The 23,560-nt window shown below is 57.8% G+C and carries 25 protein-coding genes; 15 read left to right on the forward strand and 10 right to left on the reverse strand.

From position 1 onward, the window contains the following. Positions 1 to 63: 63 nt before the first annotated feature. Positions 64 to 807: a hypothetical protein gene (locus CHN51_RS09930; protein WP_100093874.1), complete on the reverse strand. Its 744-nt coding sequence runs from the start codon at positions 805 to 807 to the stop codon at positions 64 to 66. A 171-nt stretch (positions 808 to 978) separates the two neighbouring features. Between CHN51_RS09930 and CHN51_RS09935 the strand changes: the two genes are divergently transcribed. After that, positions 979 to 2,376 carry a cytochrome P450 gene (locus CHN51_RS09935; protein WP_240616683.1) on the forward strand — a complete coding sequence of 466 codons (1,398 nt, stop codon included), beginning with the start codon at positions 979 to 981 and terminating at the stop codon, positions 2,374 to 2,376. A 392-nt stretch (positions 2,377 to 2,768) separates the two neighbouring features. After that, a complete protein-coding gene (locus tag CHN51_RS09940) occupies positions 2,769 to 3,140 on the forward strand; it encodes a DUF4345 domain-containing protein (RefSeq protein WP_100093876.1) in 372 nt (123 codons plus the stop codon). Here CHN51_RS09940 and CHN51_RS09945 read toward each other — a convergent pair. Both CHN51_RS09945 and uvrA read right to left on the reverse strand, forming a co-directional pair. Further along, positions 3,137 to 3,472, reverse strand: a complete 336-nt coding sequence (locus CHN51_RS09945; protein ID WP_100093877.1) for a phosphotyrosine protein phosphatase — start codon at positions 3,470 to 3,472, stop codon at positions 3,137 to 3,139. The two genes, CHN51_RS09940 and CHN51_RS09945, sit on opposite strands and share 4 nt — an antisense overlap. Further along, positions 3,469 to 6,522 carry an excinuclease ABC subunit UvrA gene (gene uvrA / locus CHN51_RS09950; RefSeq protein WP_100093878.1) on the reverse strand — a complete coding sequence of 1,018 codons (3,054 nt, stop codon included), beginning with the start codon at positions 6,520 to 6,522 and terminating at the stop codon, positions 3,469 to 3,471. The genes CHN51_RS09945 and uvrA overlap by 4 nt, the downstream gene beginning before the upstream one ends. A gap of 176 nt (positions 6,523 to 6,698) precedes the next feature. Here uvrA and CHN51_RS09955 point away from each other — a divergent pair, with 176 nt between their 5' ends. Beyond that, a complete protein-coding gene (locus CHN51_RS09955; protein ID WP_100093879.1) occupies positions 6,699 to 7,049 on the forward strand; it encodes a hypothetical protein in 351 nt (116 codons plus the stop codon). Then, a complete protein-coding gene (locus CHN51_RS09960) occupies positions 7,046 to 8,161 on the forward strand; it encodes a hypothetical protein (protein WP_100093880.1) in 1,116 nt (371 codons plus the stop codon). Before CHN51_RS09955 ends, CHN51_RS09960 begins: the two co-directional genes overlap by 4 nt. A gap of 14 nt (positions 8,162 to 8,175) precedes the next feature. Here CHN51_RS09960 and CHN51_RS09965 read toward each other — a convergent pair whose 3' ends face one another. Then, the gene (locus tag CHN51_RS09965) at positions 8,176 to 10,206 is read right to left on the reverse strand and encodes a hypothetical protein (protein WP_123906297.1); all 2,031 of its coding nucleotides are present in this window, start codon (positions 10,204 to 10,206) and stop codon (positions 8,176 to 8,178) included. Positions 10,207 to 10,658: 452 nt separating this feature from the next. Beyond that, complete coding sequence (gene gmk, locus CHN51_RS09970) at positions 10,659 to 11,327, reverse strand: guanylate kinase (protein ID WP_100095544.1); 669 nt, start codon at positions 11,325 to 11,327, stop codon at positions 10,659 to 10,661. A 117-nt stretch (positions 11,328 to 11,444) separates the two neighbouring features. On the opposite strand from gmk, the gene CHN51_RS09975 reads away from it, so the two are divergent. Next, positions 11,445 to 12,563, forward strand: a complete 1,119-nt coding sequence (locus CHN51_RS09975) for an AI-2E family transporter (RefSeq protein WP_100093882.1) — start codon at positions 11,445 to 11,447, stop codon at positions 12,561 to 12,563. Here the strand turns inward: CHN51_RS09975 and CHN51_RS09980 are convergent. Beyond that, positions 12,560 to 13,840, reverse strand: a complete 1,281-nt coding sequence (locus CHN51_RS09980; RefSeq protein ID WP_164089109.1) for an MFS transporter — start codon at positions 13,838 to 13,840, stop codon at positions 12,560 to 12,562. The two genes, CHN51_RS09975 and CHN51_RS09980, sit on opposite strands and share 4 nt — an antisense overlap. A gap of 297 nt (positions 13,841 to 14,137) precedes the next feature. Then, a complete protein-coding gene (locus CHN51_RS09985) occupies positions 14,138 to 14,566 on the reverse strand; it encodes a hypothetical protein (protein ID WP_100093884.1) in 429 nt (142 codons plus the stop codon). Between the two features lie 181 nt (positions 14,567 to 14,747). Between CHN51_RS09985 and CHN51_RS09990 the strand changes: the two genes are divergently transcribed. Next, entirely contained in the window at positions 14,748 to 15,362 is a 615-nt protein-coding gene (locus CHN51_RS09990) for a DUF2585 domain-containing protein (RefSeq protein WP_100093885.1), read from the forward strand. Here the strand turns inward: CHN51_RS09990 and CHN51_RS09995 are convergent. From CHN51_RS09995 to CHN51_RS10005, 3 genes are read right to left on the reverse strand one after another with little or no spacing between them, the layout of a single operon-like run. Beyond that, the gene (locus CHN51_RS09995) at positions 15,345 to 15,638 is read right to left on the reverse strand and encodes a hypothetical protein (RefSeq protein ID WP_100093886.1); all 294 of its coding nucleotides are present in this window, start codon (positions 15,636 to 15,638) and stop codon (positions 15,345 to 15,347) included. The two genes, CHN51_RS09990 and CHN51_RS09995, sit on opposite strands and share 18 nt — an antisense overlap. Positions 15,639 to 15,653: 15 nt before the next feature. Then, the gene (gene fumC, locus CHN51_RS10000; RefSeq protein WP_100093887.1) at positions 15,654 to 17,048 is read right to left on the reverse strand and encodes a class II fumarate hydratase; all 1,395 of its coding nucleotides are present in this window, start codon (positions 17,046 to 17,048) and stop codon (positions 15,654 to 15,656) included. After that, positions 17,045 to 17,530 carry a ClpXP protease specificity-enhancing factor SspB gene (locus CHN51_RS10005; RefSeq protein ID WP_100093888.1) on the reverse strand — a complete coding sequence of 162 codons (486 nt, stop codon included), beginning with the start codon at positions 17,528 to 17,530 and terminating at the stop codon, positions 17,045 to 17,047. The genes fumC and CHN51_RS10005 overlap by 4 nt, the downstream gene beginning before the upstream one ends. Positions 17,531 to 17,644: 114 nt before the next feature. Between CHN51_RS10005 and hisB the strand changes: the two genes are divergently transcribed. The 9 genes from hisB to CHN51_RS10045 all read left to right on the forward strand — a co-directional run bounded on the left by hisB (position 17,645) and on the right by CHN51_RS10045 (position 23,558). Further along, positions 17,645 to 18,238 (forward strand): imidazoleglycerol-phosphate dehydratase HisB, encoded by a 594-nt coding sequence (hisB, locus tag CHN51_RS10010; RefSeq protein WP_100093889.1) that lies wholly within the window; start codon positions 17,645 to 17,647, stop codon positions 18,236 to 18,238. After that, on the forward strand, positions 18,231 to 18,395 hold the full coding sequence (locus CHN51_RS19760; protein ID WP_164089111.1) for a hypothetical protein: 165 nt from the start codon (positions 18,231 to 18,233) through the stop codon (positions 18,393 to 18,395). Before hisB ends, CHN51_RS19760 begins: the two co-directional genes overlap by 8 nt. A gap of 8 nt (positions 18,396 to 18,403) precedes the next feature. Next, complete coding sequence (gene hisH, locus CHN51_RS10015) at positions 18,404 to 19,024, forward strand: imidazole glycerol phosphate synthase subunit HisH (protein ID WP_100093890.1); 621 nt, start codon at positions 18,404 to 18,406, stop codon at positions 19,022 to 19,024. Positions 19,025 to 19,118: 94 nt separating this feature from the next. Then, entirely contained in the window at positions 19,119 to 19,847 is a 729-nt protein-coding gene (gene hisA / locus CHN51_RS10020; protein WP_100093891.1) for a 1-(5-phosphoribosyl)-5-[(5-phosphoribosylamino)methylideneamino]imidazole-4-carboxamide isomerase, read from the forward strand. A 96-nt stretch (positions 19,848 to 19,943) separates the two neighbouring features. Further along, complete coding sequence (hisF, locus tag CHN51_RS10025) at positions 19,944 to 20,705, forward strand: imidazole glycerol phosphate synthase subunit HisF (RefSeq protein WP_100093892.1); 762 nt, start codon at positions 19,944 to 19,946, stop codon at positions 20,703 to 20,705. A 195-nt stretch (positions 20,706 to 20,900) separates the two neighbouring features. Beyond that, positions 20,901 to 21,206, forward strand: a complete 306-nt coding sequence (locus CHN51_RS10030) for a PEP-CTERM sorting domain-containing protein (RefSeq protein ID WP_164089112.1) — start codon at positions 20,901 to 20,903, stop codon at positions 21,204 to 21,206. 135 nt (positions 21,207 to 21,341) lie between these two features. After that, positions 21,342 to 21,662 carry a phosphoribosyl-ATP diphosphatase gene (locus CHN51_RS10035; protein ID WP_100093894.1) on the forward strand — a complete coding sequence of 107 codons (321 nt, stop codon included), beginning with the start codon at positions 21,342 to 21,344 and terminating at the stop codon, positions 21,660 to 21,662. Then, positions 21,662 to 22,042 (forward strand): histidine triad nucleotide-binding protein, encoded by a 381-nt coding sequence (locus CHN51_RS10040; RefSeq protein ID WP_100093895.1) that lies wholly within the window; start codon positions 21,662 to 21,664, stop codon positions 22,040 to 22,042. Before CHN51_RS10035 ends, CHN51_RS10040 begins: the two co-directional genes overlap by 1 nt. Positions 22,043 to 22,094: 52 nt before the next feature. After that, the gene (locus CHN51_RS10045) at positions 22,095 to 23,558 is read left to right on the forward strand and encodes a sodium-dependent transporter (protein ID WP_100093896.1); all 1,464 of its coding nucleotides are present in this window, start codon (positions 22,095 to 22,097) and stop codon (positions 23,556 to 23,558) included. Positions 23,559 to 23,560: the final 2 nt, after the last annotated feature.

The following is a 23,560-nucleotide window of genomic DNA, read 5'->3' on the forward strand; positions in this document are numbered from 1 at the left end:
TGCGATGATTACAATTCTATTAACTATTAGCGGCCCGCGGGTGCGGCGAGACGCTCTCGGGGACTAATCGTCGCTAAGAGGTTTGCGCCCCCGGCGGCTGGTTTCCCGTGAGTTGCGGATGGGATCCGCGCGCGTTGACCGGGGCGGGCTGTCCGCACGGGGGGCGGGTTGCGGACGGGCTTGCGGCTGCTCCGCCCCACTTGCCGGTGGCCGGTCCGTACGGCTGCCGCGATCACCGCGATCGCGGGACGGTGCAGCCTGGTCTGTTCCGCCTGCTTTTGTGCCGCTTGTTCCCGTACGGTTGCGGCGATCGTTGCGCGTGCCGCGATTGTCGCGGTCATCGCTGTCTCGCTGGCGCCGGCTGCTGTTCCGGTCCGGGTCCCGTGTGCGATCGCGCCCGTCATATCCCGAATCGCGACGATCACCACGCCGGTCGGCCCTGCCATCGCGATCTCTGCGGTCTCTGGCGTGATGTCCGCCATAGGCGGCGCGCTGGCGGGCCCAGTAACGTCGATGGTTGTCGCGCATCGCGAGGCGTCTGCCACCCCGGTCGAAGATATAAATGCCATAGCCGGGATAATAATATTGATCATACCAGCCGCCGCCATAGCCGATATTGGCAAAGCCATAGCCATAATCGCAGGCATAATAGTCGTCGAACGGCGCATAGGGGTCGCAGTCATAGCCGCGCCCGTTGACATAGCCGTCACCATAAGCGCCGCCGCCGTACATGCAGCCGCCGAGACTGAGCAGCGCGCCAGCGGCTACCGCAGACTTGAGGAGCCGGGCTGTCAATAAATTGGTCATGAGCTTTCCTTTGAAACCGCCTTCACAGCGCCGGTCGTGCGGGGTTGCGATTGCCTATATATTGTTCCTGTCCTTAAGCCGCGATCATTGAATAGCTTATGAATGGAGTGGCTTGCTGACATTAATGAAAGTAGCTATCATAGGCTCAAATTTCAGATCAGGAGCACTCCCGTGGCCACAATTGCAGCAAAACCGCATGGATATCCCTTTCAGGAATCCGCCAACCCGCATTGGGTGAGGCGGCCGAGCGAAGAAGAATTGGCGCATATTCCCGGGGAGAAGGGCCTGCCGGTCCTGGGGTGCACGCTGGATCTGCTCAAGGACCCGGGCGGCTTCGGACGCCGGATGTTCGAGCAATATGGCTCCGTCTATCGTGCCTTCAGTTTTGGCGGATGGTCGGTCAACATGCTGGGAGCCGATGCCACGGAGCTGATCCTGTTCAACAAGGACAAGATATTTTCGAGCGAGCAGGGCTGGGGCCCGATTCTCAACAATCTGTTTCCGCGCGGTCTGATGTTGATGGATTTCGAACGCCACCGGGCGGATCGCAAGGCGCTCTCGGTGGCCTTCAAGCCTGGACCCATGAAGCATCATTGCCAGGTGCTGGGCGAGGGCATAGCGCAGCGGGTGGGCGAATGGAGCGGTACCGAATTCAACTTTTATCCGGCGATCAAATCGCTGTCGCTCGATACTGCGGCGAGCGCGATTCTCGGCATCCCCTGGGGGCCGGAAGCGGACAAGATCAACAAGGCCTTTGTCGACGAGGTTCAGGCCTCGGTCGGTGTGGCGCGCAAGCCTATTCCCTTTACCAAGATGTGGAAGGGCGTGAAGGCCCGCGAATATCTGCTCGACTATTTCACCCCGCAGGTGAAAGAGCGGCGTGCGAAGGGCGGCGAGGATATCTTCACGCAAATCTGTCTGGCAACCCATGAAAATGGGGAATTGCTGACCGAGGGTGAAGTTGTCGACCATATGAATTTCCTGATGATGGCGGCGCATGATACGATTACGTCGTCGGCGACCAGCCTGATCTATCTGCTCGCCAAACATCCCGAATGGCAGGACAAGGTGCGCGAGGAATGTCTGGCGGTGGCGCCGGCCGGAACGACCTTGTCGATGGAACAGCTGGGCAAGCTGGAGCTGACCGAAATGGCCTTCAAGGAAGCGCTGCGGCTAATCCCGCCGGTCCCCTCGATGCCGCGCCGGGCGGTCAAGGAGTTCACCTTCCGCAATTATACGATTCCGGCCGGTACATCGGTCGGCGTCAGTCCGAGCTTTGTCCACAAGATGGAAAAGCACTGGCCCAACCCGGACAAGTTCGATCCGCTTCGCTTCACACCGGAAAATTCGGTTGGCCGTCACAAATATGCCTGGGTGCCGTTCGGCGGCGGCGCGCATATGTGTCTCGGGCTGCATTTCGCCTATATGCAGATCAAGATTTTGATGCACGCGATGCTCACGCAGAACCGCGTTCTTCTGCAGGGCGGACCGGACTATGAACCGAAATGGCAAGTCTTTCCCATTCCGCAGCCCAAGGACGGCCTGCCGGTGCGTCTCGAGCATCTCTAGACCCTTCGCTCTTGTCGTCGGCCGGGTCGGATTTTCCGGTCGACACAAAAATTGACAGCCTCATGCTTGCATGGCACTCTTCAGACTTAATCGGGGGATAACTATGGGGTGGCTTGAATTAAAAGATAATTCAATCACCCGGCTGATCTGCGCGTTGTCGACATTCTGTCCGGCGGGACCGGCTGCGCAAGCGCGAAGCCGATACCGCAACGGCAGGAGACATGGCGCAGCTGTTGCCGACAGGGAATATCTCCAGAACACGCTTTGGCCGTTTCGAAATCGGGCGGTCTTTCGGGGGTAAAAACGGTTTAGACAATATCAGCATCAGATTGCAGCCGGTTGAAACACGCCCTTCGACAGGTTCGCCACGAACAGAATAAAGGAGAATATATATGGCCGCATTCCGCATCCTTTCCTTCCTGATTGGATTCATCCCGCTCTGGTTCGGGGTCAATGGCCTGCTCTTCGGCGCGGCGGAACATATGGGCGGCGACGCATTCAGCACTGCGATGGACAACCAGTATCGTTATCTTTCCGGCGTATATATCGGCGTTGCGCTGATGATTTTTTACAGCGCCGGCGAAATAAGGAAACGGGCCAAACTGTTTCGCTTCGCGATGCTGTTCTTCTTTATCGGCGGCTGCGCCAGGGCCGTATCCTATCTCACGGTCGGGCCACCACCGACGGAACAATTTGCCGCGATGCTGGTGGAATTATTGTCGCCGCTGTTGCTGCTCTGGCAGGCGCGGGTGCTGCGCTACTAGGCAAAATATTCCGGAAATCTGGATTTTATGATCGCGACCAGATCCGGATCCATGAACGTGTAATTGTCCGGAATGGCCAGGTTGCGGACCGGCTTGTCTTTCAGCAACGGGCCGAATTTCTGTGTGATCTTTTTCCTGTGGCCGGTCTCCATCACATAGATGCTGTCTGCCCAGAGGATCAGATCGCCGGATAGCGGCGTCTCGGCATCGTTATTCGTACCGGCCGAGATGGCTGTCACCCTGTCCACGCTGTTCAGTACCGCTTCGGCTGTCGGACTGCGCAGCCGGTTGCGGGAACAAACGAACAGAAGATTCGCAGCTGTGCCGCTCACTTCGCCAGCATATCCTTCAGATAGCCGCCGGTATAGCTACCCTTGACCTTGGCGACGTCTTCCGGCGTGCCCTGCGCGACGATCTCGCCGCCGCGCACGCCGCCTTCGGGGCCGAGGTCGATGATATGGTCGGCGGTCTTGATGACATCGAGATTATGCTCGATCACCACCACGCTATTGCCCTGTTCGACCAGCTGGTGAAGCACTTGCAGCAACTTGCGGACATCCTCGAAATGCAGACCTGTCGTCGGCTCGTCGAGAATATAGAGGGTCTGGCCGGTCGACCGTTTCGACAGTTCCTTGGCCAGCTTGACCCGCTGCGCCTCGCCGCCGGACAGAGTGGTCGCCTGCTGGCCGACTTTCACATAGCCCAGACCGACTTCGTAAAGCATGGCCATCTTGTCGCGGATCGGCGGCACCGCTTTGAAGAAGCTGACCGCGTCCTCGACCGTCATGTCGAGAATATCGGCGATCGACTTGCCCTTGAACTTCACCTCCAGCGTTTCGCGATTATAGCGTTTGCCGCCGCATTCCTCGCAGGTGACATAGACGTCGGGCAGGAAGTGCATCTCGATCTTGATCAGCCCGTCACCGCGGCACACTTCGCAGCGGCCGCCCTTGACGTTGAAACTGAACCGGCCGGGCTTGTAGCCGCGGGCCTGCGCTTCGGGCAGTCCGGCAAACCAGTCGCGGATATTGGTGAAAGCGCCAGTATAGGTCGCGGGGTTCGAGCGCGGGGTGCGGCCAATCGGCGACTGGTCGATATCGATAACCTTGTCGCAATATTGCAGACCGGTGATCTTCTCATGCGCGCCGGCAATCACCCGCGCGCCGTTGAGCGTCCGCGCCGCCGATGCGTAGAGCGTATCGATGGTCAGCGAGCTTTTGCCCGAGCCGCTCAGGCCGGTGATGCAGGTGAAGGTACCGAGCGGGATCGACGCGGTGACATTCTGCAGATTATTGGCGGTGGCGCCGTGAACGGTCAGCTTCTTGCCATTGCCCTTGCGCCTTTTCTTCGGCACCTCGATTTCCCGCGTGCCGTTAAGATAGGCTGCGGTCAGTGACTTCTTGGACTTCAGGATCTGCTTGAGCGTGCCCTCGGCGACGACCTCGCCGCCATGGACGCCAGCGCCGGGTCCCATGTCGACGACCCAGTCTGCGGTCCGGATCGCATCTTCGTCATGTTCGACGACGATCACCGTGTTGCCGAGATCGCGCAGTCGCTTGAGCGTGGTCAGCAAGCGGTCATTGTCGCGCTGGTGCAGGCCGATGCTCGGTTCGTCGAGCACATAGAGCACGCCCGATAGGCCCGAGCCGATCTGGCTGGCGAGACGAATGCGCTGGCTCTCGCCGCCGGACAATGTGCCACTGGTCCGGTCGAGATTGAGATAGTCCAGCCCGACATTGTTGAGGAAGCCGAGCCGCTCGATGATTTCCTTGAGGATCGGTTCGGCGATCTGGCTCTGCGTCTTGTTGAGTTGCGCGCCGAGGCCCTCAAAAAATGCCAGGGCATCACCGACGCTGCGCCGGGTCGAAATCGAGATGTCCTCGCCCGCGATCTTGACCGCCAGCGCTTCCGGCTTGAGCCGCGCGCCGTGGCAGGTTTCGCAAGGAGCTGCGGCCTGGAACTTGGCCAGCTCTTCCTGCATCCAGGCGCTCTCGGTCTGCAGCATCCGTCGCTTGAGATTGCCGACGACGCCCTCGAACGGCTTCTTCACCTCATAGGATTTGCGCCCGTCCTGGAAGCGGAGGGTGACGGGCAGTCCCTGTGTGCCGTTGAGGATGACATCCTGATGATGTTCGCTCAGCTCGTTCCACGGCGTGTCGAGATCAAATTCGAAATGCCGCGCGAGGCTGCCCAGCACCTGCATATAATAAGGCGAGGGCGGGTTGGATTTCGCCCAGGGCACGACCGCGCCTTTCTTGATGCTCAGCGCCGGATTGGGCACGATCAGCTGCGTATCGAAATGCAGTTTCTCGCCGAGGCCGTCGCAGGACGGGCAGGCGCCTTGCGGAGCGTTGAACGAGAACAGCCGCGGCGCGATTTCCTCTATGGTGAAACCGCTGACCGGGCAGGCGAAGCGTTCGGAAAAGACGATCCGGTTGGGCGGGAGGCCGGTGCCTTTCATGCTCCCCTCCCGCTTGCGGGAGGGGTCGGGGGTGGGGATATTCTGTGTGTCCGGCTGGCCCACCCCTGGCCCCTCCCGCTTGCGGGAGGGGGAGTCATCCGGTTCCGGTTTGAAAGTCGCGCTGGCTTCCGCGACACTTTCCGTTCGTGCTGAGCTTGTCGAAGCACGATTGGCAAGAGCCAAAGCCTCCTCAACCGTACCATCCGCAAGATCAACAAACGCCAGCCCGTCCGCCAAACGCAGCGCGGTCTCGAAACTGTCGGCCAGCCTTTGTTCCATGCCTTCGCGCACGACCAGCCGGTCGACCACAACCTCGATGTCATGCTTGTATTTCTTGTCGAGCTTGGGCGTTTCCTCGATATCGTAAAATTCGCCGTCGACGCGGACGCGGGTGAAGCCGGCCTTCTGCCACTCGAGCAGTTCCTTGCGATATTCGCCCTTGCGGCCACGGACCACGGGTGCGAGCAGGAAGAAGCGGGTTTTCTCGGGCAAAGTCATTACCCGGTCGACCATCTGGGATACGGTCTGCGCGGTGATCGGCAGGCCCGTTGCCGGCGAATAAGGCACGCCGGCGCGGGTCCAGAGCAGGCGCATATAGTCGTATATCTCGGTCACTGTCGCGACGGTCGAGCGCGGATTGCGCGAAGTAGTTTTCTGCTCGATCGAGATCGCCGGCGAAAGCCCCTCGATATGCTCGACATCGGGCTTCTGCATCATCTCGAGAAACTGCCGCGCGTAGGCGCTGAGGCTCTCGACATAGCGCCGCTGCCCCTCGGCATAGATGGTATCGAACGCGAGGCTCGACTTGCCGCTGCCGGACAGGCCGGTGATCACGATCAGCTTCTCGCGCGGAAGCTCGATATCCACGCCCTTGAGATTATGCTCGCGGGCGCCTTTTACTTTGATGTGGGTCAGACTCATGAGCGTGCTTTGCAGAAGATGCCGGAGAGAGTCCAGCGGGCCAAAAGAACAGGGTGGTCCGCGCTATATGTTCAATGTTTGTTCTGTTTTCAAGGGGGAGTTTTTGGGGGAGCGTGATGGGGGTCACGCGATGCCGTCCTCAATTTGTTTCAAGAAACAATCGAAGGAGCCCTTTTATGAACAACATTGAGATTCTGGTCGAACCAAAGAGCAAAAGTCATGTTGGATGGTTTGTGCATCTATTTTCCTGGAACAAACAGCGACGGGATTTAATTGCGCACCGCTTGAAATTGAAATCTCGAACAGGTGGTAAGTTCACTCTGTCGAGTGAAGCCAAGTTGCCAAATGGCACCTATGGCTTGCGACTTCACGTTATCGAGTCAGGCAACAAAGCATCGATTACGGTCGTGGAAAAGCCGCCAATATCCTATCCGATGGGAGCGGCTTGGCCAATGACAGTCGAAGTGCCTGCACAATTCACTCAGGATAGCGACACTTGGTTCTTTGAGCATGGAGATGAAGCATGAGATTCGTCAATATTTTCAACACAGTCTCTGTTTTGCTCGCCACAGTTCCGATGATTTCGATCAGCCAAGATGCTGATGCTCAAACTCTTCGTGGCCCATACGCGGTTGAGGAAGGGCCACCCGCACCAAGTGATAGATTTGATACAATTACAAGAGGAGTTTCGACTTCCATCGACATTTCCGAGAAAGAAGCAAAAGCCAGTGCTTCAATCGGAGGGGTGCTAACAGCTGATCGTGACACAGGTGGTAGCGATCAAAAACAGGATGCTTTCTTCTGGAAGTTGGGTTTGGATGCACCGGTTGGCGGAACAACTGATTTGTTGGATCCGAAGCTCGATGTATTGGATAATCAAGTTTCGTTAACCGGCAGTTTAACCTGGAAAAGATTTTCCAGTTCGCTTTCTGATCTTACTGATCCGCGATTTCAGGCTTATGTTCGAGCAGCGATTGAAGCATGTGAAGAACAGAAGAAAAAAGACTGTGAAGCACATCGGCGTGTACCTGCCTCAGTGTTCGTGCAAGATCATCTACCAGAGGTGCACCGGCGATTGTCTTCTGCGATTTATGACCCGTTTTATGCAGTCAGCGTTAAAGGAAGTGTTGGCGTCAAAGAATTTGATTACATTCTGCCCGGTGCCTTTACGGATGAAGATGACACCAAAATTTCATATTCATTGGCCATCGCAGGCGTTATTTATCCATCAGACACGGTGAGTGCATGGAAGCTGGAAGCTGAATACGGCAACGCATTTGAAGCCGCTGAAGAAGGAATTGTCTGTCGAACGGTCGTAACCGATCCAGCGGAGGACTGCAAAAGCGCCGCACCGTCGGGACCTACTTCAAAGGAGACACTTGTCGTTCGTGCTGAGTATCGAAGGTTTTTCATGCTGTCAGATGTTAACAAAGGCATCGGGATCGCGCCAACAGGCAGTGTAGATTTTCTGTCTGGCGATTTCGGGTTGGAATTTCCTATCTTCTACAAAGTGGGTTCAAAGTCTCCAGTATTGCCCGGGATAAAACTTGGGTACACCAAAGACGCCAGTAAACCAAATAACAAAGATGAAGATTTTACCGTGGCCTTTTTTATAAAGACGAGCTTCAATCTAAATTGACTCGGATTATTGGGTCAGTGATTGCTTCGTACCCGCCCAAAAACCGCCCGATAACGCTCAAAAAAACCAACCATCTCCGGCGACCTTTTGCTTTTCATATCGCAAAAAAACTTCCGGTTCCAGCCCTTCGCCGTGCCAAGATGGATCATCGCGTAGACATAGGCCAGCAACCCCGCCGAAAACGCGAACGCCGCGTCCATACCCGCCGCTGCCCATACGACTGCCGCCACCAACGGATAAGCCAGCACCGGGAAGCTGATCGCCTTGCGGTAATTGAATATCGCCTTGCTCTCCCGCGTCGGCAGGCCGAATTTTCCGACCAGCGTCGAGGTGAAGGGCAGGCGGTTGTGAATGATCGCTGCCGGGATCTTGACCCACCAGGGCACGGGCGCCAGCAGGATAGTGGCGAGCGCCAGCAGCTCGAAAAACGGGTAGCGGATGACCAGCAACGCCAGCACCTTATAATCGTGATATTGTTTCGAGGTATGCTCGATCAGTTTGTCCACGCCATCGACTGCATATCGGCCCTTTTCGCGAAAGCGGAAAACATTATTGGGGAACATATAATAGCGCATCAGGCCCTTCTTCCCGGGCATGTCGGCGCGGGCCGGGCGAATGTCGAGCAGCTTGGCGACCTCGTCGGTGAAGGTCCCGTACCAGACCAGATGATCGGTCTTTTTCTCCGGCCGCTTGGTATAATAAGTCGCGTTATAGTCGGCGATGCGCTGGTCGATATTGGTCCTGATACTGTCGCGAAAGTCCGGATCGGCGATCATCCGGTGAACCAGCAGGCACTGCATTTCGGTGATATTGTTGAGGCCGCCGGTAAAGGGGCGAGTGAAACCTATGGTGTAGATATTCTGCAGCCCGGGTGACGTCACGCCCATGAACTGTTCGCGCGGCTTGTAGGCAAAGACTTCCACTCCGCTTTCGCCATGCGCCCGGATCTCCGGAACTGCGGGTATTTCCTGATCGCCGTCGATGAGCATATCGAAGCTTGCGCTTTCGCCGTCTTCGCTCAGCGTCATCGCCTCATGATCGATGGTTGTGGCCGCCTTGTCCCACAGTTTCACATGGCCATGCTCCAGAAAGAAGGGCAGATCGTTGATCAGATAGCCATCGGCGATCTTCTGTTCCAGCGTCTCCTCGCAATAGAGCTTGTAGACATCGATCGGCCAATATTTGATCGCGATATGGCCGTTTTCGACCGGCGCCTTTGCCTTGAAGAAATGGCGGATGTCCTTGTGCGGCCGGATGCTCTTGGGGTGGCGCACGCCAAGGCTGTTGCGGTCGAACAACTGGGCAAAGCGGTGATGGATCAGGCCGTGAATATAGCCGCCGTCGATGAAGGCGCGGTAGCTCCACTTGCTGATTTCGGAGAAATTGTGGCATTCCAGCTGGTCGAGCGGGACGAAACGCGGCCCGTCGTCGAAGGGCGAAAAGGTGGCGAACATCTTGTCGAGAATGATGAAGCCGTTGCTGACCAGATGCACTTTCGCGCCATAAGCGACCAGCTTGGCGATCAGCAGATTCGAACTGTCTCCGGTGGATGTGACCGCCACGCTCTTGCCGGCAAAGCTTTCGTCAACGGTGATCTGCTTCAGATTGGCGTTCATCTTCCGCCGGAAAGCGGTTGCGACGACGACATGTTTGGCGCGGAACTGCTCGCCGCTTTCCAGATGCACGATGCTATGGTCGGCATGATTGTCGATGCGGTCGACGAGACCGTGGTGGATGCGGTCGGCATAGCGCGCGGCATATTTCTTGTGGATCGCGTAGAATTCGCGGGCGGTTGGAAAGCCGTCGCTGAAATCCTCTCCCTGTTCCCTGAGCATCTCGACCAATTCGAACGAATAGACGCTGCTCTGCAGCGAACTCACCAGATCGAAATCCAGCGCGTCGGCGGCTTCCAGCTGCTGCCAGATCGGCATCATCGGGGACACCATGAGCCAGCCGATACCGCTCGCGTCCAGTTCGCGGATAAGCGGCATTGTCGAAAAACCACCGCCAACGATCAGGACGTCAATTTCCCGTAACTCTGTCATATTGCCCCCGTCAGCGATCCGCCATTGTCGCTTTGGTAACCGCTTGGCGGTGGAAAACCAACGGTCTTTTGCGAGCAAATATCCGGGGGCGGTATCGGCCGGACCGGACAAGTGCACAGAATGCAACAGAATTGCCTTTTCATCGACTGGCAATTGCCGTTGGTCGAACGGAAAACGGGGTGGCACAGCAATATGGTATCCGGCCCGTAGCTGGGTGAAGGTCCTGAATAGCAAGATAAGCTATCGGGTCGCATCTGAGCTCAATCGGGGGGATGGTGTCAGGATGCGGATCAGCAAATGCGCGTCCGGGATATATTGCCTACCGCATGGGCAAGCTCCTATTCCCGGCCGAGTAGGCCTTGCGTCCGCCCCCTATTGGGCGCGGCCATTGCGACGCTCCTGATGCCATCCTCTTTGATTAAGCCGGGGCAGAACTAGCCCCGAACGGCCGATCACTCGGCCATCAGATCCCGGACAAAGCCGATCAGACCGGTTTGCCGCGCCCGTCGCATGCGCTCGGTAGCGAGAATCTGCTTCACCTTGGTGAAACAGGCATCAAGATCGTCGTTGATCAGGACATAGTCATAGCCGTCCCAATGGCTGATCTCGCTGGCCGCGCGCTGCATCCGGCTTTCGATGATCTCCGGGGCGTCGGTGTTGCGGCTTTCCAGACGGTTGCGCAATTCCCCGAGCGAGGGTGGCAGAATGAAGACCCGTACCACATCCTGACCGGCGCGCTGATAGAGCTGCTGTGTGCCCTGCCAGTCGATGTCGAACAGGACATCCTGTCCGGCTTCCAGACTCTGGTTCACCGGTACCGATGGCGTCCCGTAGCGGTTACCGAAGACCGTGGCATATTCCAGGAAACTCTGGTCCGCGACCATTTCCTCGAACTGGTCGCCGCTGACGAAATAATAATCCTTGCCATGTTCCTCACCGGGCCGTTTCGGCCGGGTCGTCACGGATACCGACATGGCGATTTCGTCGTCGGCTTCCAGCAGCATTTTGGCCAGCGTCGATTTGCCCGCGCCCGAAGGCGATGACAGCACGAAGAGCAGCCCTCTGCGGTTCAGCTCGCGGTGATCATTGTCGATATTCTGGGAAGCAATATTGTCGGCCATAGCGGCTATTGGCCGATAGGGGCGCATCGCGTCAAGATGCTTGTCCGCTAGTTTAATATCTGCCGGCAGCGCAATCATCCTGATGACAGTCCCGCAGATTACGGCTATCGCAACATCATGATTCAGGGACGTATCAGCACCATATTCTATGCGATCGGTATCACGATCATGATCGGCTGGCTGTTTTACGTGGGTCAGGACATCATCCTGCCGATCGTGACCGCGATCATCCTGCTCCAGATTCTCTACGCCGCCAGCGCCACCGTTGCCCGGATACCCGGCCTCGGCCAGACGCCCCTGTGGCTTCGCGCCACGCTCGCCCTGATCGCGGTTTTGGCCATGCTGTTCGCAATGACCCGGATGCTGGTCGCCAGCCTGCAGAATCTGGTGCCCTCGCTGCCCGTCTATCAGCGCAATCTGGAAAATCTGTTCGCCGCGTGGTTCCCGATGCCGGCGGACGAGAGCATCGGACGCCCCGAGGTGTCCGAGCTGATGGCATCGCCCTCGGCGATCTTCGACCGGGGCACTGAAGCGGTCGCCAAGGCGATCAGCGAATTTGCGACGCGATTCTTTACCGAGATCGATATCGCCGCGCTGGCCCAGTCGGTCCTGTCCTCGCTGACCAGCTTCGGCGGATTTGTCTTCATCACGATATTATACGCCTCCTTCCTGCTCAGCGAGATTACCGGATTTCCCGAAAAGGTGCGGCGGGCCTTCGGTTCGGACAGCGATTCCACCGACACGCTGAACATGATCACCCGGATCAACCATGATATCGGCAGCTATCTGGCGACCAAGACGCTGATCAATATCATCCTCGGCGTCGTCTGCTGGGTGATATTGCTGATATTGGGCGTGGAATATGCCGCATTGTGGGCGATCATCATCGGATTGCTCAACTATATTCCCTATATCGGCTCTTTCGTCGGCGTGGCTTTTCCGGCCCTGTTCGCCGTGGCCCAGTTCGGCACGCTGACCGTTCCCCTGATCGCCACCGGCCTGATGACCACGGCCCAGGTGATTATCGGTAATGTCGTGGAGCCGAAAATGCTCAGCAAATCGGTAAACCTCAGCCCGATGGTGGTGCTGGTTTCGCTGGCCATCTGGAGCAGCCTGTGGGGTATTCCCGGCGCCATCCTGGCGGTGCCGTTCACCACGATATTGATGATCGTGCTGGCGCGCCGGCCCGGCACTCGCCCGATCGCGGCGCTGCTCTCGAGCGACGGCAATATCTAGACGGGCGTCGCCGGTGGCTTCAGACAAAAGGCGGCGAGCATTCCGGCGGCGAGCAGGATGATCGCCCCGGCAAAGGCGAAGTCGTAGCTGCCGGTCGCCTCGAACACGAAGCCGGCTCCCGCGGGCGCGGCGGCGGCGAAGGGCAGAACCACAGGAGCGAACAGGGAATTGATGATGGGAAAGGCGCGCTCGCCGAAATAATTGCCGATTGCTGCAGGGAGCAACACCAGCAGACTGCCATAGCCGGCGCCGAACAGCATCCCCATAAGCGACAACAGCCATATCTCCTGCCCCTGCCAGAATCCGGCCAATGCTAATGCCATCAGGGCGATGGATCCGAATATCGTCCAGCGCAGTTCGAACTGGTCGCCGAGCCAGCCGGCCGGAATCCGCGCCAGCCCGCTGCCCAGAATCAGAAGCCCGAATATGCCGGCCGCTTCGAGCCCCTTCAGGCCATTGTCTGTCAGATGCAGAACGCCATGGTTGAGCAGGGCGAAAAAGGTGCCCAGATAGCCGACCGAAATCACCATCATCAGATAGAGAGTCGGTTTGCGGATGATCTCCCGCATCGTCCAGGCATGGTCGGTGCGATAGGTTCTCGGGCGCGTGTGATGAGCCTGTTCCTCGCTGACCGCGCGTGCGGGATCGATATTGTCGGGGAATTGACCGATATCGCTAGGGCGATTGATGATGAACCGCGTCGCGACCAGCGCAATGACGACCATCGCGGCGGCAATGGTCCAGGCGGCCCGCCAGCTGTCAAACCGTTCCATCATCTCGGCCAGCGCCGGCTGCGCCATCGCGCCGCCGAGCGCACCGCCGGTCATGACTATGCCGATTGTCGTCGATCGCTTGATGCTGAACCAGCTGATCATGGCGGTCTGCGCGCAGATCGGGCCGGTCAGACCGAAAGACAGCCCCATGACCACGCCCCAGACCAGGATCCAGTGCCATAATTCGGTGACGCCGAAGACCAGCAGCAGAAGACCGGCCAGCATCACCAGCAGTCCGGTGGTAACGGTCCTGCGGACACCCGAGCGGCTCAGCAAATAGCCGGTCAGAGGGTAAGACAAGCCAAGCGTTATCAGCGCAACCGACTGGGCAATGGAGGCGGAGCCGCGGTTCCAGTTCATGGTCTCGACCATCACCGGGAAGACCACCGAATAGGCGAAATAGACGAAGCCGGAGGCGGCGAACTGGATGAAGAAGAACAGCCCGACATTGGTCCAGCCATAGAATTTGCGGGGGGAATGCCCCGTTTGCGCGGTGGTTGCCAATATGCTCTCCTGTGCCGCTTCATATTGGCGGTTCTCACGCAGCTTACAGCAATGTCAGTGGCAATCAATATTGCAATTGAGCCGATAGGTTCTGCTCACCGAAATTCGGGTTGTGAGCAATTGCGGGTGGATTGCGGAGAGGCTGGAAACCATGCCTTCAATGCAGAATCTGCTCCAAAGTCTGTCAAAGTTCGGGCCAAGGAGGCGCTATTTTGCGTGATGTTGGATAGATTGTTGCCGATGTAGGAATTTTGTTTCGGGCGGCTTGGGGGGGGGGATGGCCAGGCCATCGCGATCTCAATTGAGTGTAGTTGGTGAACTATCGTCAAAAAACATTTCAGTGAACCAGAAGCTTACGTATCCATCCATCATGGCAAGCACTAAGAATGTCTTTTGTTTCTCACTATTTTCTCTTTTCTTGTACGAGTCAATTATCTGCTTTCCAAATTCCTTCGGCACCAGACTTTCCATGATACTGATTTCGTCATTTTCGGTTCCGGTGCCATTTCCAGATACAAAAAGTTCTGTAAATATTCGCGGACCCCGAATGACACTTTGAAAATCATCGACGTCAACAAAACTCAAGCAAACAGCTGAGCTTTTATGGCTGGAAGTGAAGTCGATTTCGATACATTGCTCGGAATTCAAGATTAACCTTGATACCCATCGATCGTGCAAGTTCGGTTCCCAGAGAAAACCGTGTTTATCAAATTTAAATATCGTCATTGAGTGTCAACTTTTTTGATCAACGTGGAATTACCGAGGGAATCACCGTGACAGGTGCAACAATCCCCAAATACCTAAATATCAGCGTCTTTAAAAAGGTATACAGCAACGTCTGTTACAACCAGTATTGCAATCGGACGGATATGCTGTTCTCACACGATCACTGCGTGAGAGGAATTACATGATAAAATGGCCACTCAGGATCAGCAAAACCAGCGCGCTGATCGCCTTCATATTATTCGCCGGTTTTGCGCTGATCCTGTTTGGCATGGGACGCCCTCCGATCTGTAGCTGCGGTACGGTCAAACTGTGGCAGGGCGTGGTGCAATCATCGGAAAATAGCCAGCATCTCGCCGACTGGTATTCGATGAGTCATATCATTCACGGTTTTGTTTTTTTCGGGCTGGGACATCTATTGCGCAAGCGCTTGCCGAAGCTGTTCCCGCTTGGCGTGATCCTTGCGCTGTCAATATTGGTGGAGGGCGCGTGGGAAGTGTTGGAAAACTCCCCCGTCATCATCGACCGCTATCGCGAGGCGACCATTTCCTATGGTTATGAGGGGGACAGTATTATCAACTCGATGGCCGATATCGCGTGGATGATCATCGGATTTTTCCTCGCCTCGCGACTGCCTTGGAAAGCAACACTGGCAATAGCCGTGATTTTCGAGCTGTTTACCGGCTATATGATCCGCGACAATCTCGCGCTCAATATCCTGATGCTGACTGTACCGAACGAAGCTGTGAAGGATTGGCAGGCAGCTGGCACCGGCTACTGGTTAACCGGGAAGACGTAGCGCCGGATCTGCCGTAGTTTCGCTGTCTACAGGAACCGGGCGGCCCTCAATATCAATCACCGCCTCGGATGCGGGTAGGGCTTCTGCCTCTTTCTTGTCATCATAGAGCTTTTTCGCGATCAGCGCCCCGCCGACCAGCAGCGCGCCGGGGACGGACCGGGTGGCCAGACGGGCCGCGAGCATGCCGAGGCCGAAATTGCGCAAGCCATGGCCTCTGGTATGTTTGCGGGCCTCGTAACCCACGGCTGCGGTAAATATATTTCTGATTAGCGACATGCTCTGGTTCCCGGATCAGGAATGATTTCCGACCATATTCTCAGGTCTTACATGGGTATCATAGGTTTCTGCGTCAACCAGACCGAGCTCCAGCGCGGATGCGCGCAGGGTCTGACCGGTTTTATGGGCATATTTGGCAATCGCCGCAGCTTTGTCATAGCCGATCACCGGGGCAAGTGCGGTCACCAGCATGAGCGAGTTATCGACCAGCTCCTTGATCCGCGCTTCATTAGCCTCCAGACCTTCCACGCAGCGTTCGGAAAAGCTCGACATGCCGATGGAAATTATCTCGATCGAGCGCAGCACATTGGCGCCGATCAGCGGCTTGAATACATTGAGTTCCAGATGGCCCTGCAGCCCGCCGACCGTCACTGCCTGATGATTGCCGATGACTTGCGCGGCGACCATGGTCAGCATCTCGCACTGGGTCGGATTGACCTTGCCCGGCATGATCGAGCTGCCCGGTTCATTGGCCGGCAGGTCGAGCTCGCCAAGGCCGGAACGCGGCCCGGAGCCGAGCAGGCGGATATCATTGGCGATCTTGGTCAGCGACACCGCCAGCGTATTGAGCGCGCCAGACAGTTCGACCATCGTGTCATGCGCGGCCAGCTCGGCGAACTTGTTCGGGGCGGAGGTGAATTTCAGGCCGGTGATCTTGGAGATTTCCTTGGCGATATTCTCGCCGAAATTTTCCGGTGCATTGAGACCGGTTCCGACCGCTGTTCCGCCTTGCGCCAGTTGTAATAGTCGGGGCAGCACGCTTTCGATCCGGTCGCGGGCGGCGACCAGTTGTGCGGCATAGCCGGAAAATTCCTGTCCCAGAGTCAGCGGCGTGGCGTCCTGCAAATGGGTGCGGCCGATCTTGACGATCGATTTCCATTTTTGCGCCTTTTCCGCCAACGCGTCGTGCAATTGTTCCAATGCCGGGAACAGCTCGACTTCCAGCGCCCGTGCGGCTGCCACATGCATGGCGGTGGGGAAGCTGTCGTTGGACGACTGTCCGCGATTGACATGGTCGTTCGGATGGACCGGATATTTGCCGCCGCGCGTTCCGTAGATCGCCTCGTTGGCGACGCCGGCGATCACTTCATTGACGTTCATGTTCGACTGGGTGCCGGACCCGGTCTGCCAGATGGTGAGCGGAAACTGGTTGTCATATTCGCCGGTGCGCACGGCATTGGCGGCCTTTTCGATGGCGGCGGCGATTTCCGGTTCCAGGCCATGGATGCCATTGACCCGTGCTGCTGCCTGTTTGACCGCAGCCAGCGCGTGGATCAGGCGGATCGGCATGCGTTCCTGTCTGGGGAAGGGAAAATTCTCGATGCTGCGTTGTGTCTGGGCGCCCCAATAGGCATCGGCTGGCACTTCAATTTCGCCGAGAGAGTCGGTTTCGGTGCGGGTCCCGCTCACTTTTTCTTGCCGAAGTCCACCGTCACCACGTTGGAGCCGTCATCAACGGTTTCGACCGCTTCCGTCTCGCCGTCATTTTCTGCGGGGTCGTGGCTGTTGATATCGCCTTCGACCTCGTCGACGTGAAACTGCAGGGCAAAATCCACCGCCGGATCGACGAAGGAGGTGATTGCCGCGAATGGGATATGCAGCATCGAACTGATCTGGTTGAAGCTCAGACCGACTTCGAAACGGTCCTCGTCGACCTTCAGGTCCCAATAGCGGTTCTGGATGACGATCGTCATTTCGTCCGGGAAACGCGCGATGAGGTGATCGGGGATGTCCACGCCGGGCGCGCGGGTCTTGAAGGTGATGTAGAAATGATGCTCGCCGGGCAGGCCGTCTCTGACAACTTCTCCCAGCACCCGGCCGACCACCGCGCGCAGGGCTTCCTGGACGATTTCGTCGTAAGGAATCAGGCTATCGGGTGCATCGTCGCTCATTTGCACTAGGTGGCGCGAAGCGAGCATCGGGTCAAGGGCGTAAAATGAATTTCGCGTTGACCAAAGGCCCCGAAATTCTTGCCTGATTTGCCCAAGCCATTATAGGCCTGTTGCATGAGAACAGCGACAATCGAACGAAATACCAAGGAAACCGAGATTTTTGTCGAGTTGAACCTCGACGGAACCGGTCAATATGACGTGTCTACCGGCATCGGTTTTCTCGATCATATGATCGAACAATTCTCGCGTCATTCGTTGATTGACCTGAAATTGCGGATCAAGGGCGATCTCCACGTCGACCAGCACCACACGACGGAAGACAGCGCTATCGCGCTGGGCCAGGCGATCAACCAGGCGCTTGGCGACAAGGCCGGTATCGTGCGGTACGGCAGCGCCTATTCGCCGATGGACGAGACGTTGAGCCGGGTAGCGCTGGATATTTCCGGCCGGCCCTATTTCGTCTGGAATGCCGGTTTTACGCAAGAACGGCTCGGCGAGATGGACACCGAATTGTTCAAGCACTGGTTCCACAGCGTCGCCGATGCGGCGGGAATCACGCTGCATATCGAGCTGCTCTATGGCGAGAATAATCACCATATCGCGGAAAGCATTTTCAAGGGCTTTGCCCGCGCGATGCGCCAGGCGGTCGAACGCGACCCGCGCAAGGGCGACGCTATTCCCTCGACCAAGGGGCAATTGGGTGGCTGAGTTGTGTTTTCCGTGTCAGCGGGCTTTTCTTCCGGATTTTATCACGCGAAGCCGCGAAGTCGCGAAGAAGGTGCGGATCGCGGAACATTTTCGCGGCTTCGCGGCTTCGCGCGAAACCGATAATGGCCTTTCCAATGTCAGCGCCTTCGGCGGTTGAACGGCAATATGTCTGAAACCATCGCTCTCATAGATTTCGGCGCGGGCAATCTGCACAGCGTGCACAATGCGCTGATGGCCGCCGGTGCCGGCAATGTCTCTGTCACCGCCGACCCGGAATTGGTGGCGCGTGCGGACCGGATTATATTGCCGGGTGTCGGTGCCTTTGGTGCCTGTCGCGATGCGTTGATGGCGATCGACGGCATGGTGGCTGCGCTGGAGCAGCGGGTTCGCGCAGAAGGAATGCCTTTCCTCGGAATCTGTGTCGGGATGCAGATGCTGGCCGACAAGGGCATAGAATTTGGCGAGCATGAAGGCCTCGGCTGGATCGGCGGCACGGTGAAGGCGATCGAACCGACTGATGATACGATAAAGATTCCACATATGGGCTGGAATGATGTGACCCCGACCGAGGGGCATGATCTGCTCGAGCCCGGCGAAGCTTATTATTTGCACGGCTATCATTTTGACGCCGCGAACAAGGCGGATATATTGGCGAAGACCAGCCACGGTGGGCCTCTGGTATCAGCGGTCGGTCGCGACAATATTGTCGGCGTGCAATTTCACCCCGAGAAAAGTCAGGCTTACGGGCTGGCCTTTCTCCGCCGTTTTCTGGAGTGGAAACCATGACTAAGCTGAACGCCGTTCGTCCTGAGCCTGTCGAAGGACCTTTTTCCTCAGATCGCCATGGTTCGACAAGCTCACCACGAACGGAATTTTCGAAATGATCGTATTTCCCGCAATTGATCTCAAATCCGGCGAAGTCGTTCGCCTCGCAGAAGGCGATATGGATCGTGCCACCGTCTATGGCGACAATCCGGCGGAACAAGCAGGCCTGTTTGCCGCTGCTGGCGCCGAACATATCCATGTCGTCGATCTTGATGGCGCCTTTGCCGGCTCTCCGAAAAATGCCGAGGCGGTAGAGGCCATTGTCGCAAGCTTCCCGGGCTATGTGCAATTGGGTGGCGGCATTCGCAATCGCGAGACGGTTGAACGCTGGTTTGGACTGGGCGTGGCGCGGCTGGTGATCGGAACCGCAGCGCTCAAGGACCCGGATTTCGTCAAGGATATGGCGAAGGAATATGAAGGCGGTATCGTTGTCGCCGTTGACGCGCGCGACGGCATGGTCGCGACCGAAGGCTGGGCCGATGTGTCGGACGTCAGCGTCCGCGATCTGGCGCGGCGTTTTGAAGATGCAGGCGTCGCCTCGATCTTGTTCACCGATGTCGGACGTGACGGGATGCTGACCGGCTGCAATATCGAGGCGACCGTCGATCTGGCGCGCGGCGTCGATATTCCGGTAATCGCCAGCGGCGGGGTCAAGGGTCTCGACGATATTCATATGCTGAGCCAGTTTGCCAAGGACGGCATCGAGGGCGTGATTACCGGGCGGGCGCTCTATGACGGACGGCTGGATCTCGCGACCGCAATTGCGATGGCCAATCGTGGTTGAGCGGTCCAATTCCGTTCGTGTCGAGCGCAGTCGAGACACATTGGTTTCGCGCGCAAACGTCTCTCGACTACGCTCGAGACGAACGGCGGTGCGCGCATGACCGTCCGTATCCGCGTCATTCCCTGCCTCGATGTCGCCAATGGCCGGGTGGTCAAGGGCGTCAATTTCGTCGACCTGCAGGACGCTGGCGATCCGGTTGAACAGGCGCAAGCCTATGATGCTGCCGGGGCCGATGAACTCTGCTTTCTCGACATCACTGCATCCCACGAAAATCGCGACACGATCATCGATGTCGTCCGGCGCACCGCCGAAGTCTGCTTCATGCCGGTGACCGTCGGCGGCGGTGTGCGCACGGCGGATGATGCGCGGGCTTTGCTGATGGCCGGAGCCGACAAGGTGGCGGTGAACAGCGCCGCGGTGTCCCGGCCCGAAGTGGTCAGCGATATCGCCACCCGTTTCGGCAGCCAGTGCATGGTTGCCTCGATCGACGCCCGCCGGGTGGCTGAAGGACGCTGGGAAATATTCACCCATGGCGGTCGCACCCCGACCGGTATTGATGCGCTGGAACATGCCATCCGCATGGCCGAACTGGGGGCAGGGGAGTTGCTGGTCACCTCGATGGACCGCGACGGCACCCGCGACGGCTATGATCTGGAACTGACCCGCACTCTTGCCGACGCCGTATCAATACCGGTTGTCGCCAGTGGCGGAGTCGGCAATCTCGACCATCTGGTCGAAGGCGTGACCAAAGGCCATGCCAATGCCGTGCTCGCGGCCTCGATATTCCATTTTGGCCAATATAGTATCGCCCAAGCGCATGCAGCGCTGCGGGCTGCGAAACTGCCTGCCCGCGCCTGATACCGCCGCCAGCAGCCAGAATTGGGGTATCAAAATGTGGCCGGCGATATTTGATGTCGGTTTTTCTTACATTTTTCCTTCTCGTCAATTTCCGTTAACCAGTCTGTCCCACCAAAAACGCGACTTTTGAAGATTTGGCAGGAATATTGCTTAACCATATTGATCGGCTTTCGGGCCCGGCTATGGGAAATGAGCGTGACGCTTTTGAAAAATGCAATATTGGTCGGCGCGGCCGCATTGGCGGTTGCCCCCGGCGTTCCCGCGGAAGGGGCGGGGCATCCGGACGATCACGAGACTGTGCGGTACCAGCTGGACTCCGGATGGGGCTCAACCGGCTATGCCAAGAGCTCCGCAACGCTGAAAGCGCCTGCAGGAAAATCTGCCGTGATCCGCGGCAGGACCCAGGTTCCCGAGCCGTCCAATCTGCTGATGCTCGGGCTAGGGCTCGCCGGCCTGATCGGCGGCCGTATGGTTGCCCGGCGGAGCAGGAAAGCGCGATAGCACGCCCCACAGCGGTGGCTCGATAGCGGCAGCACCCGTCGACGGCGGGAATATAGCGGTGCTTTTGGCGCGGACGGGCAAACTTCTGCCGCAAGGGCTTGACGAACAGGCGATCGGTCGCGCAAACCGCCAGCGATGACCGATATTCTCAAATCTCTCGAACATACGATCCTGGAGCGACGCGCTGCCGATCCGGACAAAAGCTATGTCGCCAGCCTGCGCGCCAAGGGCCGCGCCAAAATGGCTGAGAAGCTCGGCGAGGAAGCCACAGAAGCGGTGATTGCTGCTGTTCTGGATGACCGGACGGGGATGACCGGAGAGGCCGCCGATCTGTTGTTTCACCTGATGGTGCTGCTCGCCGACATGAACCTGTCGCTGGACCATGTGATCGCCGAACTGGCGCGCCGCGAAGGCCTGTCCGGCCTGGAGGAAAAAGCCGCAAGAGGAGCAAGCTGATGGCGATCGACCCGACCCAGCCTTATGATGACGACAATATTTTTGCGAAAATCCTGCGCGGCGAGATTCCCAACAAGACGGTCTATGAGGACGAGTGGGTGCTCGCCTTTCACGATATCAATCCGCAGGCACCCGAGCATATTCTTGTGATCCCGAAAGGGCGCTATGTCAGCTGGGATGATTTTTCGGCAAAGGCCAGCGAAGCCGAAATCGCCGGATTCATCCGCGGCGTTGGCCATGTCGCGCGCGAAGCTGGTATGGTCGAACCCGGCTATCGTCTGCTCGCCAATGTCGGGAAGCACGGGCATCAGGAAGTGCCGCATCTCCATGTCCATATTTTTGCCGGAAAACCGCTTGGCCCGATGTTGATGCGCAGCTAGTAACAAAGGCAACGAGGCCGCAACCGGCGCGAACTAACGGGGAGAAGCACAGATGGCAGGCGCAACAGCACCGGGAGGCGACGGCTGGTCGTCACGGACCGCATTCATATTGGCAGCCATCGGCTCGGCCGTCGGACTGGGCAATCTGGTCCGCTTTCCTGCCGAGGCCGGTGCGAACGGCGGCGGCGCCTTTGTCATATTCTATATATTCTGTGTGTTGCTGATCGGACTGCCGATCCTGTTGTCGGAGACTCTTATCGGCCGTCACGGGCAGGGCTCCGCCATCGAGAGCATGAAGCGGGTCGCGATCGAATCGCGCGCCTCGCGCTGGTGGTCGATCGGCGCCGGCATCGGCATGGTCGGCGCATTTCTCATTCTCACTTATTATAGCGTGTTGGCGGGATGGATTGTCCATTTCATCGGCGTGTTCGTCGGCGATTTCGCCCATGCCGTCGGTTCCGGAAATCTGGCACAGGGTGCCCTGTCGGAATCATCGGTCGATGAGATTCAGGGTATCTTGCCCGCGTTGCAGGCAAACAGCAGCGAGATGCTGGCGATGCACGCGATTTTCATGGTGCTTACCATAATTGCCGTCGGTCGGGGCGTCAGCAGCGGGATCGAGAAAGTCGCTGTCTGGCTGATGCCAATCTTCTTCCTCCTGCTGGTTGCGATTACCATCTACGGTGCCTTTACCGGATCGTTCGGCGCAGCGCTGGCTTTCCTGTTCGATTTCGAACCGGCCCGCCTGCTCGACCCGTCGGTCCAGCTATCGGCGCTGGGACAGGCCCTGTTTTCCCTATCTCTGGGCTCCGCACTGATGATCACTTATGGTGCCTATGCGGCGCGTGACATCAATCTGGCCAAGACATCGGCGCAGATCGCCACCGCAGACACTTCCGTCGCGATTGTCGCGGGCCTTGCGATTTTCCCCATCACCTTTGCAGCGCTCGCACCGGCGTCTCTGACCGCCATTCTGGATGGTCAGGAACAGGTGCAGGGCGGCCTCGGCTTGCTGTTTGTCAACCTGCCCGTCGCTTTCCAGGCGATGCCGGCGGGGTCTCTGATTGGCCTATTGTTCTTCATCATGGTCTTTTTTGCAGCGCTCACCAGCTCGGTCGCGCTGCTGGAGGCTTCGGTCAGCTGGGCAATCGGCCGTTTCAACAAGCCGCGCTGGCTGGTAACCATCGTTCTCGGCGGTCTCGCTTTCCTGATCGGGGCCTGGGCAAGCTTCTCGTTCAACAGTCAGGCGGATTTCCAGCCGTTCGACTTCATGATCTTCTCCGGGCAACCGGTTTTCGGGATTATCGACGAGCTGACCGCGAAAATATTGCTGCCCGCATCGGCTTTGCTGGTTTCGATTTTTATCGGCTGGATAGCGGACCGGAGATTGATCGATCAGGAAAACGGGCTGGACGGAAACCTGCACCGCATCTGGCTTTTCCTGGTGCGCTGGCTTTGCCCGCTGGTCATAACCGCGATCCTGGTCTCCGGTCTGTTCCCCGGAATTCTGGGCTAAGG

Origin of the sequence: Sphingorhabdus sp. YGSMI21 (assembly GCF_002776575.1) — a bacterium.
Lineage (GTDB): Bacteria > Pseudomonadota > Alphaproteobacteria > Sphingomonadales > Sphingomonadaceae > Parasphingorhabdus.

Bases quoted from the DNA above. Each gene is read 5' to 3' on its own strand.
- CHN51_RS09930 (WP_100093874.1), bottom strand. From the start codon at position 807: ATGACCAATTTATTGACAGCCCGGCTCCTCAAGTCTGCGGTAGCCGCT.
- CHN51_RS09940 (WP_100093876.1), top strand. From the start codon at position 2,769: ATGGCCGCATTCCGCATCCTTTCCTTCCTGATTGGATTCATCCCGCTC.
- uvrA (WP_100093878.1), bottom strand. From the start codon at position 6,522: ATGAGTCTGACCCACATCAAAGTAAAAGGCGCCCGCGAGCATAATCTC.
- CHN51_RS09955 (WP_100093879.1), top strand. From the start codon at position 6,699: ATGAACAACATTGAGATTCTGGTCGAACCAAAGAGCAAAAGTCATGTT.
- CHN51_RS09960 (WP_100093880.1), top strand. From the start codon at position 7,046: ATGAGATTCGTCAATATTTTCAACACAGTCTCTGTTTTGCTCGCCACA.
- CHN51_RS09965 (WP_123906297.1), bottom strand. From the start codon at position 10,206: ATGACAGAGTTACGGGAAATTGACGTCCTGATCGTTGGCGGTGGTTTT.
- gmk (WP_100095544.1), bottom strand. From the start codon at position 11,327: ATGGCCGACAATATTGCTTCCCAGAATATCGACAATGATCACCGCGAG.
- CHN51_RS09975 (WP_100093882.1), top strand. From the start codon at position 11,445: ATGATTCAGGGACGTATCAGCACCATATTCTATGCGATCGGTATCACG.
- CHN51_RS09985 (WP_100093884.1), bottom strand. From the start codon at position 14,566: ATGACGATATTTAAATTTGATAAACACGGTTTTCTCTGGGAACCGAAC.
- CHN51_RS09990 (WP_100093885.1), top strand. From the start codon at position 14,748: ATGATAAAATGGCCACTCAGGATCAGCAAAACCAGCGCGCTGATCGCC.
- CHN51_RS09995 (WP_100093886.1), bottom strand. From the start codon at position 15,638: ATGTCGCTAATCAGAAATATATTTACCGCAGCCGTGGGTTACGAGGCC.
- CHN51_RS10005 (WP_100093888.1), bottom strand. From the start codon at position 17,530: ATGAGCGACGATGCACCCGATAGCCTGATTCCTTACGACGAAATCGTC.
- hisB (WP_100093889.1), top strand. From the start codon at position 17,645: ATGAGAACAGCGACAATCGAACGAAATACCAAGGAAACCGAGATTTTT.
- hisH (WP_100093890.1), top strand. From the start codon at position 18,404: ATGTCTGAAACCATCGCTCTCATAGATTTCGGCGCGGGCAATCTGCAC.
- hisA (WP_100093891.1), top strand. From the start codon at position 19,119: ATGATCGTATTTCCCGCAATTGATCTCAAATCCGGCGAAGTCGTTCGC.
- hisF (WP_100093892.1), top strand. From the start codon at position 19,944: ATGACCGTCCGTATCCGCGTCATTCCCTGCCTCGATGTCGCCAATGGC.
- CHN51_RS10035 (WP_100093894.1), top strand. From the start codon at position 21,342: ATGACCGATATTCTCAAATCTCTCGAACATACGATCCTGGAGCGACGC.
- CHN51_RS10040 (WP_100093895.1), top strand. From the start codon at position 21,662: ATGGCGATCGACCCGACCCAGCCTTATGATGACGACAATATTTTTGCG.
- CHN51_RS10045 (WP_100093896.1), top strand. From the start codon at position 22,095: ATGGCAGGCGCAACAGCACCGGGAGGCGACGGCTGGTCGTCACGGACC.